At 49.8% G+C, this 11,716-nt stretch carries 11 protein-coding genes; all 11 read left to right on the top strand.

Annotated features, from left to right (window positions below; all coding sequences use genetic code 11):
- Positions 1 to 162 precede the first annotated feature (162 nt).
- The 11 genes from CSQ88_RS06920 (at position 163) to flgK (ending at position 11,693) form a co-directional block, all read left to right on the top strand.
- Positions 163 to 1,716, top strand: coding sequence for a DUF2235 domain-containing protein (locus CSQ88_RS06920; RefSeq protein ID WP_180273565.1), 1,554 nt, complete (start codon positions 163 to 165; stop codon positions 1,714 to 1,716).
- Positions 1,717 to 1,948: 232 nt separating this feature from the next.
- The gene (flgB, locus tag CSQ88_RS06915) at positions 1,949 to 2,353 is read left to right on the top strand and encodes a flagellar basal body rod protein FlgB (RefSeq protein ID WP_099397369.1); all 405 of its coding nucleotides are present in this window, start codon (positions 1,949 to 1,951) and stop codon (positions 2,351 to 2,353) included.
- A 10-nt stretch (positions 2,354 to 2,363) separates the two neighbouring features.
- Positions 2,364 to 2,777, top strand: a complete 414-nt coding sequence (gene flgC / locus CSQ88_RS06910; RefSeq protein ID WP_099397368.1) for a flagellar basal body rod protein FlgC — start codon at positions 2,364 to 2,366, stop codon at positions 2,775 to 2,777.
- Between the two features lie 11 nt (positions 2,778 to 2,788).
- Complete coding sequence (locus CSQ88_RS06905; protein WP_099397367.1) at positions 2,789 to 3,460, top strand: flagellar hook assembly protein FlgD; 672 nt, start codon at positions 2,789 to 2,791, stop codon at positions 3,458 to 3,460.
- A 30-nt stretch (positions 3,461 to 3,490) separates the two neighbouring features.
- Entirely contained in the window at positions 3,491 to 4,789 is a 1,299-nt protein-coding gene (flgE, locus tag CSQ88_RS06900; protein WP_099397366.1) for a flagellar hook protein FlgE, read from the top strand.
- Positions 4,790 to 4,870: 81 nt separating this feature from the next.
- Positions 4,871 to 5,602, top strand: coding sequence for a flagellar basal-body rod protein FlgF (gene flgF / locus CSQ88_RS06895; protein WP_257212509.1), 732 nt, complete (start codon positions 4,871 to 4,873; stop codon positions 5,600 to 5,602).
- 139 nt (positions 5,603 to 5,741) lie between these two features.
- Positions 5,742 to 6,527 (top strand): flagellar basal-body rod protein FlgG, encoded by a 786-nt coding sequence (gene flgG / locus CSQ88_RS06890; protein WP_099397364.1) that lies wholly within the window; start codon positions 5,742 to 5,744, stop codon positions 6,525 to 6,527.
- Between the two features lie 16 nt (positions 6,528 to 6,543).
- On the top strand, positions 6,544 to 7,230 hold the full coding sequence (locus tag CSQ88_RS06885; protein ID WP_233702885.1) for a flagellar basal body L-ring protein FlgH: 687 nt from the start codon (positions 6,544 to 6,546) through the stop codon (positions 7,228 to 7,230).
- A 46-nt stretch (positions 7,231 to 7,276) separates the two neighbouring features.
- A complete protein-coding gene (locus CSQ88_RS06880) occupies positions 7,277 to 8,368 on the top strand; it encodes a flagellar basal body P-ring protein FlgI (protein ID WP_099397363.1) in 1,092 nt (363 codons plus the stop codon).
- 113 nt (positions 8,369 to 8,481) lie between these two features.
- The gene (flgJ, locus tag CSQ88_RS06875; RefSeq protein ID WP_099397362.1) at positions 8,482 to 9,339 is read left to right on the top strand and encodes a flagellar assembly peptidoglycan hydrolase FlgJ; all 858 of its coding nucleotides are present in this window, start codon (positions 8,482 to 8,484) and stop codon (positions 9,337 to 9,339) included.
- Positions 9,340 to 9,431: 92 nt separating this feature from the next.
- On the top strand, positions 9,432 to 11,693 hold the full coding sequence (gene flgK / locus CSQ88_RS06870) for a flagellar hook-associated protein FlgK (RefSeq protein WP_099397361.1): 2,262 nt from the start codon (positions 9,432 to 9,434) through the stop codon (positions 11,691 to 11,693).
- Positions 11,694 to 11,716: the final 23 nt, after the last annotated feature.

Here is an 11,716-nt window from a genome sequence, read left to right as displayed (position 1 = left end):
AAGTAGTCAGATATTCGAATCGAATCTTCCAAATGTGCAGCTCTGCTCGCCATACTTCATGATTAATGAAAAAAAGAAATTATCTATCAATTATCCATCATTTGACTATAAAGTGAACAGCATTGGGGCAGGAGCGCAATTTTGCAGGAAAGGACGCGGCTATTGAGTAAGGCCATTGCACCTATTATCCGAGGCTCGCCTACTATTCGTTCTGTGCGTATTTCCGTGTTTGGTTTTTCACGCGGTGCGGCCGAGGCCAGGGTTTTCTGCAGCTGGCTGCAAAAATATTACAGCGATGGCATTGCAGGTATTCCTTTAAAAATCGATTTTTTGGGCATTTTTGATACGGTTGCCTCGGTTGGTTTGGCCAACTCTGTGCCGATTGGTGGTGTTGAAGGGCACTATGCCTGGGCTAGTGTGGAGAACTTGCAGGTGAGCTCTGCGGTTAAGCGTTGTGTGCATCTGGTATCAGCACATGAAGTGCGTGGCTCGTTTCCACTTGATTCAATTGGCAGTGGTGCACACTGTAAAGAGGTGGTCTACCCCGGTGTGCATTCGGATGTAGGTGGTGGCTACCCGCCAAATGATCAGGGGCGCTCTATTGGTGCGGGTGCGGCGGGGGATGCAAAAAAGCTTTCGCAAATTCCTTTGGCACAAATGTACCGCGAAGCCTTGATTGCCAGTGTGCCCTTGCTGGCCCCAATAGATTTTAATGATTTTCATCAAAGCAATTTCAAAATTGATCCGGGCACGGTCAAAGCCTTTAATGATTATATTGCGGCCACGCGCTTTGGCAGCGGCAAGCCATCTGGCGTGATGTGGCTGACAGAAACACAGGCTGAAGAGCCATTGCTGCAGATTATTCACCGCCACTATGGCATTTTCTTGCGCTGGCGAAAAAGCATGCTGGGTAAGGTTCATTTGCTGCCCGGTATTGCAGCTTCGCTGGATAGTGCAGCGAAAAAAACGCAGGACCGGCATGACTTACAAACAACGGACCAGGCTTTACAGCAGGAATTAAATATGCTGGAAAAATACACGCCCCTTGTTTCTGAGTTTTCAATCTGGCCCGCTAAAGTGGGGGATTGGAATGGGGGTGTTTATGCGGAATGGATTAAGCAGGAGGCGGTGCTACCTGCAAGTAAGGTGTTATTTGAAACGCTGGTTCATGATTCCAGAGCATGGTTTAAACCCAGCAATTTTAGCGATGATGATCAGGTTTGGTTTAATGAAGGTGGCATGGAAAAATCACGAAGAATAATGATTAAAAGTATTGAAGCGGAACAAGAAAGGATTCGCTCACCCTATCGTTTAAGTGATGAGCAAATGAAATCGGTTGATAATAAAGATTACAAAAAGAATGTTGAGCGAATTGAAAATCTGAAAACCAATAAAACGTATATGGTAAGAAGCGGGGGCCAGGAGCCGATCAGGCTTTATGGCTATTTGCGCTGGCGGCATGTTTTTGGTGCGGCGGCTCTGTCTGCTCCGCTGCAAGAGCCTGTCAGCAAAGAAATCATGCGCCGCAGAGAGCTTGAAAATCAGCAGCATGAGAATAATCTGCAAAGCTTAAATCAGCAAAACATCAATGCCAGAAAGCGTTATCAGGAAGGGCAAATAAATGCCCAAAGTTATGGAGAAGCTTTGCGGGATAATAGCTTACGTATGAGTGCTGAGCATCAGAGGCATGCTGCTGCAATGGCAGCAATAAAATAATATTTAAGTGTTTAGCTTTGCATGAATAAGGCCTGCATTTTTGAATTTTTCCCTTTGTCTTGTTTTGTTTTGTTGCAGGCACTGCATAACAGGCGGCAATAATTGCCGAAGGCTTGTGCCGGTTTGTTTCAAAGCCCGCTGAATGCGGGCTTTTTGCTTGGCACGCTTCCTGCTTACAATAACGGGGAAAGCGCGTATTGTGTGGCGTGATGAGATAAACAGGAGTTTGGCTATGTTAGGTCGTTTGGACGATTACTTCCGCCCGCAGGAAACTGCGCTGTCGCTGCGCAGCCAGCGGCAAGAGGTATTGGCTTCAAATATTGCTAACAATGACACGCCGGGCTACAAGGCGCGCGATTTTGATTTCAAAAAAACATTTGAAGCGGCTTTACAAAAAAATCCGGTGAAACCGCTGCAAAGCACCGATCCGCGCCATTTACAGCCTAAAGATAATCTTGATCCTTTATCAAAGGCATTGCTCTACCGCAATCCAAGGCAATCGGGTATTGATGGCAATACGGTGGATATGAATGCTGAGATGGCGGCGTTTTCAGATAATGCGATTCGCTATCAGGCAGGGATTACTTTTATGCAAAAGCGGATTGAAGGCATGCGCACTGCGCTGACTGGCCAATAAGGGATAAATGATGTCGATGTTCAGAGTATTTGATATTGCGTCTACTGCGATGCACGCGCAGACCACCCGTCTGAATACGGTGGCATCTAATTTAGCCAATGCTGAATCAATTACCAGCTCTAATAGCCAGCCTTATCGTGCCAAGCAGGTGGTTTTTCAGGCCGCGCCGATTGCGGGGGGCGGCAAGGGTGCAGTAGGGGTGCAGGTTTCTGATGTGATTGAAGATCAATCCCCGCCTAAGCTGGTGTATGACCCTAAAAATGTATTGGCCGATGCCAATGGTTATGTAGCGATGCCCAATGTTAATGTGGTTGAAGAAATGACCAATATGATATCCGCTTCGCGCTCTTATCAAACCAATGCCGATGTAATGAATACGGCGAAAACCCTGCTGCTGAGAACTCTGGCACTTGGTCAGTCATAAGGATAATCATCATGATCCCTCGTACAACGATTAATTCGACTACTGATTACTCCTCCATTAATAAAAAGGCGGATACCAAAGCTTCGGCGGCAGATCAGCAGCAGGATCGCTTTTTAAAACTGCTGGTGAAGCAGCTGCAGAGCCAGGATCCGATGAATCCTATGGATAACGCGGCTACAACCAGCCAGATGGCTCAGATCAGCAGTGTAACGGGGATTGAAAAACTCAATACCACGATGCAATCGATGATGGCGAGTTTTGCCTCGGCGCAAAGTTTTCAGGCGGCCGCTCTGATCGGTAAAGAGGTGCTGACCCAGGGCAATCAGATGAAGTTTGATGGCAAAAAGCCGATTGATGCCCGGGTGGATTTGCCTGCCAATGTAAGTAATATCAAGGTGACCATTACCGATAAGAATGGCACGGTGGTGGATAAAATCACTTTGCCACAGCAGGCAGCCGGGGCCGCTGGTGTGGTTTGGGATGGCAAGTTAGAGGGTGACAAGCTGGCTGCGGCCGGTGATTACTATATTTCTGCGACTGGTGTGAAAGATGGCAAGGAAATTGCTTTAAATACCCTGACCTGGCAAACGGCAAGTAGCGTTGAGCTGGCAAAAACGGGTGTGAATGTCATGTTGGGCAATCAAAAAACCGTTGCATTTAGCGATGTGAAACAAATCCGCTAGTCGTGGATAGAACAAGGTGAGGTTAGGGTTATGGGTTTCCAGCAGGGCTTGAGTGGTTTAAGTGCGTCGTCCAAGAGCCTGGACGCAATCGGTAATAATATCGCCAACTCGAGCACAGTCGGTTTTAAGCAGTCGCGCTCAGAGTTCGCGGATATGTACGCCAACTCTTTTGCCAGCTCCTCAACGATTTCCGGGATGGGCGGGCGCACGGTTGCTGTGACTCAGCAATTTGGTCAGGGCAATATTACGTCGACCAATAATCCGCTGGATATTGCCATTACAGGGAATGGTTATTTCCGCATGGTGGATGGCGAAGCCGTAAGCTACACCCGTAATGGCCAGTTTCAGGTTGATAAAGAAGGTTTTATTGTGGGCAATACCGGCCAGAAATTAACCGGCTGGCCCTTTGATCTGAACGCTAATGCCTTACAAAAGGGTGGTACACCTACCCCATTACAACTGGCTAATGGCAATATCGGTGCCAAAACCACGGGCTGGACTGAAGTTGCTGGCGGTGGGGTGAGTGCAGGCCTGCAGTTTGGGATGAATCTGGATGCCAGCCAGCTGACTAAAGACAGAACCAATCCGCTGGCTGCTAATTATGTGGGGGCATTAAACCCTGCAGACGTAAAAACCTTTACAAATTCAACCTCGGCGCAGGTCTATGACTCGCAAGGGGTTGCTCATACGCTGACAATGTATTTTACAAAGACAGCACCTAATACATGGGAAGTAAGAACCCGTTTCGACAGCGATCCTGTATCGCCCCCTAATGATCCGGTTACCAATTTGCCCTACCCCAATGTGACTTTTGATTCGAATGGTAAGTTGGTGAATAACACGCCGCTGTCATTCAGTACCACTTTAACTTCCGGTGCCACAACGCCGTTTGCGTTTCATGTGGGCCTTGAAGGTACAACGCAATACGGCAGCCCGTTTGGTGTGAATACGATCAAGCAGGATGGCTACCCAGATGGCGTGTTAACAGGCGTTGCGGTAGACCGGGAAGGCGTTATTCTGGGTAAGTATTCTAATGGCCAGAACAGGGCGATTGGCCAGGTTACGCTGACTAACTTTACCAATTCTCAGGGGCTGCAAAATCTGGGTGATAATCGCTGGGGCGAAACCTTTGCTTCGGGGCAGCCCAGAACCAATGATCCGGGCACCAGTGATCTGGGCTCGCTTCAGTCTGCTTCTGTAGAAGACGCCAACGTTGATTTAACGGGTGAGCTGGTTAATCTGATTACGGCTCAGCGTACCTACCAGGCCAACGCGCAAACGATTAAAGCCCAGGATACGATCCTGCAAACGATTGTGAACTTGCGTTAATCAATTTCTGCGTGGGCCTGTTTTTTACGCCCACGCTGCCTTTCTGATCGTCCTGCCTTTGAGTAAAAATCAATGGATCGAATGTTGTACATTGCAATGACCGGGGCAAAGCAAACCATGCTGCGCCAGGCGTCTGTTGCCAATAATCTGGCCAATGTGGCCACGCCGGGTTTCAGAGCAGAGCTGACTGCTGCACGTGCAGTGCCGGTCATTGGCGGCACTGGCGTACCAAGCCGTGCTTATGTGGTTGAGCAGACTACCGGCGCAGATTTTACGCCCGGGATTGTGCAGCAGACTGGCCGGGCTTTGGATGTGGCGGTGAATGGTGAAGGCTGGCTTTCCGTGCAAACACCGACGGGCGAGGCTTATACCCGTAATGGCGGTTTTGAAATTGATGCGGCCGGGCTGTTGAAAACACGCAGCGGCTTGGTGGTGCAGGGTGAGAATGGCCCGCTGACTATCCCTGAAAATACCCGCATTACGATTGCAAAAGACGGCACTATTTCAGGAGCGCCGTTTGATAATCCGGCACAGGCAGTAGAAATTGGCCGGCTTAAACTGGTGAATCCTTCCGAGCGTGAGCTCGAAAAAGGCAGCGATGGCTTGTTCCGCCAAAGAAACGGCGAAGTGGCTCAGGCGGATGCTGGCGTGAAACTTGCTTCAGAGTCTTTAGAGGTCAGTAATGTGAACCCAGTTGATCAGCTTGTCCAAATGATCGGATCGCAGCGCCAATATGATTTACAGATCAAAATGATGCAAACCGTTGATCAGAACGCCAGAAGTGCGGCGCAGCTGTTAACACTGACAGGCTGATCAGCGTGATCAGCGGGCGGGATAGTTAAAGATTTATATTCATTCAGCCCTCTGAAGAAGACATATTGTGTGGCTGAATAAGCAAGGGCCGCCAAACGCGCCCTGCAGTAATCAAACCAAAAAATAGGAAGTACGCATCATGATGCGCTCGCTGTGGATTGCCAAAACCGGCATGGATGCCATGCAGATGAATGTAGACGTCATCTCGCATAATCTGGCTAACGTCAGCACGAATGGTTTTAAGCGGGAACGTGCGGTATTTGAGGATTTGCTTTACCAGAATTTACGTCAGCCCGGCGGTTCAACCAGCGCGCAAACCCAGCAGCCAACAGGTTTGCAATTGGGAACTGGCGTGCGGCCCGTGGCCACGGCAAGAATTCATATGCAGGGTAATTTGCAGCTTACCGATGGCCCGCTGGATGTGGCGATTAATGGCCAGGGCTTTTTGCAAATTGCCATGCCCGATGGCACGACGGCATATACCCGTGATGGCTCGTTTCAGGTAGACAGCCAGGGCGCAGTGGTAACTGCAAGTGGCTATGCCCTGCAGCCTGCTTTACAAGTTCCGCAGGGAACAACCAAGTTAACGATTGCTAAAGATGGTACGGTAACGGCGATTGTGAATAATGATTCGGCCGCACCTGTACAGCTGGGCAATATTCAGCTGGCCACATTTATCAACCCGCCGGGCTTGCAGTCTGTGGGTGAAAACTTATACATGGAAACCACTGCTTCGGGCGCGCCAACCGTGGGCACGCCGGGCACCAATGGTCTGGGGGCGCTGAATCAGGGCTATGTAGAAACATCCAATGTGAATGTGACTGAAGAATTGATCAATATGATTCAGGCGCAACGCTCTTTTGAAATTAACTCAAAGGCGATTAAAACGTCTGACGAAATGCTGCAGAAGCTGACGCAGCTTTAGTCTTAAAGGGGTCCGAATGATGATGCGCCTTGCCGTTACGGCAATGATTGCCGTTTTGCTTGCCGCTTGCAGTACCACGCCGCCATCGGTGGTGACGCTGCCTACAACGGCCAGACCCGTGCAGCCTGTGGTGGCAAGTATCAATAATGGCTCTATTTTTCAGCCTAATAGCTCGCGCTTGTTATTTGAAGAGCGCGTGGCCCGGAATATCGGCGATTTGCTGAATATCACTATTGAAGAAAACCTCTCTGCCGTGAATACGTCTAACAGCAGCAGTAATAAGGCCGGATCGCTTGATTACAGTACCACCGGCAATATTCCTTTAGTGCCGTGGGATATTGAAAAATATTTCTCGCGTGAAGGGGCTGCTGCTGTGAAGCTGGCAGGAACCAATAAATTTGAAGGGAAAGGGGCGACTAACAGCACCAATACCTTTAAAGGCACGATTTCGGTCACGGTAACTGATTTGCTGGCCAATGGTAATTTGATTGTGGGTGGCGAAAAGCAAGTTGCCGTCAATAATCAAATTAATACCCTGCGTTTTACCGGCGTGGTTAATCCGCTGGATATCAAGGCGGGGAATACGATTTCATCGAATAAAGTGGCCGATGCGCGCATCGAGCAGCTGGGTGTGGGCTCTATGGCAGATGCCAATACCATAGGCTGGTTGCAGCGGTTTTTCTTAAATGTCATGCCATTTTAAGTGTGTGGCCTGATATTTTTAAATGTGATTTAAATAGGTTGTGTGTATGTCTCGCTTTGCCCTGATTTGCTGTTTGTTATTTGTGCTTGCGCCTGCCCGTGCTGAAAAGCTGAAAGAGCTGGCGTCGGTTGCAGGCGTGCGTAATAACCAGCTGGTGGGCTATGGTTTGGTGGTGGGTCTCGATGGCAGCGGGGATCAGACCACGCAAACGCCGTTTACTGTGCAATCGGTTGTGAACATGCTGACCAACTTGGGGATTCAGGTACCCAGTGGTGGTAATTTGCAGTTAAAAAACGTGGCGGCGGTAACGGTTACATCAACTCTGCCTGCTTTTGCAAGACCAGGTCAGCCTCTGGATGTAACGATTGCCTCGATTGGTAATGCCAAGTCTTTGCGTGGCGGCACGCTCCTGATGGCCCCGCTAAAGGGGGCAGACGGGCAAATTTATGCCATGGCTCAAGGTAATATTATTGTGGCTGGAGCCGGTGCATCGGCAGGTGGCTCAAGTACACAGGTGAATCAGCTGGCGACAGGGCGTATCCCTGCCGGTGCGACAGTCGAGAAATCAGTGCCTACTCTTTTGGGTAATGGTGAGTTTATTCAGCTGGAGCTGCTGGCTACCGATTTTACTACCGCTAATCGTGTGGTGAATGCGGTGAATTCGCAGTATCCGGGTACGGCAGTGGCTTTGGATGGCCGGGTGATTCAGGTTCGTGCGCCTCAGGATAATAATTTGCGCGTGGCATTTTTATCCCGGCTGGAAAACATCGATGTTACCCCGGCAGAATCCGGGCCTAAGGTCATTATTAACGCCCGCACAGGCTCGATTGTGATGAATCAGGCCGTAAAGCTGGATAGCTGCGCAATTGCGCATGGCAATTTAACCGTGACTATCACTGCAGATAATGCGGTTTCTCAGCCCAATCCTCTGGCAGGTGGCAAAACGACTAAAGTGCAAAACGCGGATATCCAGATTCAGGCTGATAAAGGCCCTATCGTGCGTTTGCCTAAATCCAGCACCCTGCGCGATGTGGTGCGGGCGCTGAATGCCGTGGGTGCAACGCCCCAGGATTTGCTGGCTATTTTGCAGGCAATGAAAGCTGCGGGCAGCTTAAAAGCCGAGCTTGAAGTGATCTGATTTTTTTATAGGGGCTGATGATTTAGGCTCTTTATTTCTATCTGCCACCCCTCTTTTTTCCTCGGCACGCTTATTGCTTGATATGAGCATATATTTTATCTGAGCTGCCCAGAATGATCTCTTCAGCTAATCCATCCAGTAATGATCTTGCCATTGATGTTCGTGGCGTGGATAGCCTGCGTCAGCTGGCACGCAAAGATCCCAATAAAGCAGCGCTGGCCGTGGCGCGTGAATTTGAAGCTTTGCTGACCAGCCAGATGTTGAAGTCGATGCGCGAAGCCACGCCTAAATACGATGAGATGGAGTCCGGTACGGCTGATATGTTTCGCGGTATGCATGATCAGCAGCTGACCCAGATGTGGTCTAAGCAGGGCGGCGTAGGATTTGCCGAATCGATTGTGCGGCAGATTGAGTTGCAACGGGATCCTTCGCTTTATCAGAAGCCTTCGCCTTCATTTCATAACAGCTTGCCAGCGGCAAAAGCGGCCGGGATTTCGGCAAAAGATGCCGTTTTGAGCGGCGATTCTTTTGCTTCCAAATTAGCCTCTCATGCTGAAGGCGCAGCCGCATCGCTGGGCGTGTCCCCGCATGTGCTGGTGGCGCACGCCGCTTTAGAATCGGGGTGGGGTAAAAAACCGATCAAAGATGCAGCAGGCGCTGATAGCCATAATGTGTTTGGTATTAAGGCGACTAAAGACTGGAAAGGTAAAACCAGCGATATCACCACCACAGAGTTTGTGGGCGGGCAAGCACAAAAACGGGTAGAAAGTTTCCGGGTTTATGATTCCTATGCGGATGCTTTTAATGATTACGCCAGTCTGATTAAGCGCCGCTATAGCGATGCAGTCGGGCAGGGTGCAGATGCAAAGGGCTATGCCAAGGCATTGCAATCAGGCGGTTACGCCACTGATCCGCAATATGCCAATAAATTAGCGCAAGTGGCCGAACAATTACGACGTCAGTTGGCGTAATGAACTGTGGTAACTGAATATCCACCAGGGTTTTGAGTTGCCTTCAAGTATTGGCCATTTGTGCCGATAAATAGCAGCAAAGGAGTTGCATCATGGGCGCCAGTGTTTTTGGTATTGGTTTAAGTGGCTTAAACGCAGCAAGTTTAGGTTTAAGCACAACAGGTCATAATATTGCGAATGCCAATACGCAGGGCTATTCACGCCAGAGCATCAAGCAAAGTGCGCCTTATCCCCAATACACGGGGAATGGCTTTACAGGCTTGGGTGTGCGTGTTGACACGGTGCAGCGCTCTTATGATGAGTTTCTGACTAAACAAGTGCAGGCCGCCACTTCGCAAGATAGTTATTACGGCACCTATCTGGCGGAAATTAAGCAGGTAGATAATTTGGTGGCAGATCCTGCCGCAGGTGTCTCGCCTGTTTTGCAGTCATTTTTTAGCGCCGTGCAAGGCATATCGACCAATCCGGCATCTTTGCCGGCCCGGCAATCTTTGATGAGTAACGCTCAGGGGCTGGTGAATCGTTTTCAGGTGTTTGATCAGCGTCTTTCTGAAATGCGCGCAGGCGTAAATGGCAATTTAGTGAGTGCTGCAGACCATGTTACGGCTTTGTCCAAGCAAATAGCCCAGATTAACGGCCAAATTGCGGTGTCGAGCAGCGGCGGGCAGCTGCCCAATGATTTGTTGGATCAGCGCGATAAAATGGTGCTGGATTTAAATAGCCTCGTGAAAGCGACATCCATTAAACAAGGCGATGGCACCATTAATGTATTTATCGGTAATGGGCAAAATCTGGTTGTAGGCGGCACGGCGTATTCGATTGCGGCCAAGCCTTCGATTAGTGACCCGCAGCGGCTTTCCATTGTGTATACCCAGGGTGCTGTTGACGCGGAGATTCCTGAAAATATGCTGACCGGCGGGCAACTGGGCGGTTTGCTCGAATACCGGAGTAAGACGCTGGATTCCGCGCAAAATTCGATTGAGCGTATGGCTCTGGTGCTGGGGCAGACTTTTAATGCTCAGATGCGTCAGGGGCAGGATTTGTACGGCAATATGGGTACAAACTTTTTTGATTATCAGCAGAGCAGTGTGTCGTTTAATCATACGGTTGCGGGTGTGAGTACGGTGGCTGTAACGGCCAGCCTGCCTGCCGGGGTAAAAAGCGTGGCGAGTGATTATTCGCTTACTTTTACCGGAACAATCGGTGCCGAATACAGTATTACGCGGCTTTCCGATAATGTGAGCCAGACCGTAAATTTTGCCACAATGGCAACAAATCCAACCGTGCTCGGGCTGACGTGGAGTGTGCCGGGCGTGATGACTGCGGGGGAAAAGATTGGCGTGAGCATGCCGCCTGCCATTGGTAATGTCTTATCTAATCGTAATAATACTACGGCCGTACCGCCTGCTGTGGCGCCTTTATTGGGTGGTTATATTGAGGATGTGAGCAAGGCGCAGCCCAGCGATTATGAAGTGTTTTTTGATGGTGCAGATTATCAGGTTACCCGGCAGTCTGACGGGCAGCGCACACAGATTACGGCGGCACAATTTCTCAATAATGCCAGTGCCATCAGCGTGGATGGATTGCATCTTAGTTTTTCACAAGGCACGCCAACGGCAGGAGACCGGTTTACTGTTCAGCCTTATGTGGGTTTTAGCCGCGGCCTGAGTATCAAACCGACAGATCCCAGAGTGATTGCAGCAGGCGTTCCGATTATCTCGGATACACAGCGCAGTAATACGGGTACCGGGAAGATCGGGCAAGTTGCCATCGATCCGGCCTCCACTGTGACCACTCAATCGGCCGTCAATCCTCAGTTAAAAAACCAGGTTGATATTACGTTTTCGGTGCCCACAGCAGGCCCGCAGACTGGTATTTTATCGTACAGCCTTGCAGACACCGTGTCTGGTGCAACGGTAGGCCCTTTAACCTATGTGGCGGGGCAAACCATTTCGTATAACGGCTGGAATGTGAAAATTGATGGCCAGCCAGCTCAGGGGGATAAATTTTCAGTTAAAGCGGGTACCTCTCTGGACGCGGATGGCCGCAATGCGCTGAAGCTGGGCGAATTGCAATCCAGAAAAATATTGGATGGGGGTAAGGCCAATTATCAGGAGGCCTATGGGCAAATGGTGGCCGTTATTGGTGCAAAAACCAATGAGGTGACGATTATGTCTGCCGCACAAACGGAAGTACTTAAACAGGCTGAGATTTCGCGTGATTCTGTCTCAGCAGTTAATCTGGATGAAGAAGCCGCAAACTTATTGCGCTATCAGCAGGCTTATCAGGCATCCAGCAAAGTGATTCAAATTGCACAACAAGCATTTGATGCCATTGTGCGAATTGGTGGCTGACAGCCCTGACAGGCTGCAGCTCG

Source organism: Iodobacter sp. BJB302, assembly GCF_002735645.1.
GTDB lineage: Bacteria > Pseudomonadota > Gammaproteobacteria > Burkholderiales > Chitinibacteraceae > Iodobacter.
The sequence above is the reverse complement of the archived record's forward strand: the minus strand, read 5'-3'. Positions and strand labels throughout refer to the sequence as shown.

Coding starts and splice junctions, on each gene's coding strand:
- CSQ88_RS06885 (WP_233702885.1), top strand. CDS start 6,544: ATGATGATGCGCCTTGCCGTTACGGCAATGATTGCCGTTTTGCTTGCC.
- flgC (WP_099397368.1), top strand. CDS start 2,364: ATGTCGATGTTCAGAGTATTTGATATTGCGTCTACTGCGATGCACGCG.
- flgG (WP_099397364.1), top strand. CDS start 5,742: ATGATGCGCTCGCTGTGGATTGCCAAAACCGGCATGGATGCCATGCAG.
- flgF (WP_257212509.1), top strand. CDS start 4,871: ATGTTGTACATTGCAATGACCGGGGCAAAGCAAACCATGCTGCGCCAG.
- flgB (WP_099397369.1), top strand. CDS start 1,949: ATGTTAGGTCGTTTGGACGATTACTTCCGCCCGCAGGAAACTGCGCTG.
- flgK (WP_099397361.1), top strand. CDS start 9,432: ATGGGCGCCAGTGTTTTTGGTATTGGTTTAAGTGGCTTAAACGCAGCA.
- flgE (WP_099397366.1), top strand. CDS start 3,491: ATGGGTTTCCAGCAGGGCTTGAGTGGTTTAAGTGCGTCGTCCAAGAGC.
- flgJ (WP_099397362.1), top strand. CDS start 8,482: ATGATCTCTTCAGCTAATCCATCCAGTAATGATCTTGCCATTGATGTT.
- CSQ88_RS06905 (WP_099397367.1), top strand. CDS start 2,789: ATGATCCCTCGTACAACGATTAATTCGACTACTGATTACTCCTCCATT.
- CSQ88_RS06880 (WP_099397363.1), top strand. CDS start 7,277: ATGTCTCGCTTTGCCCTGATTTGCTGTTTGTTATTTGTGCTTGCGCCT.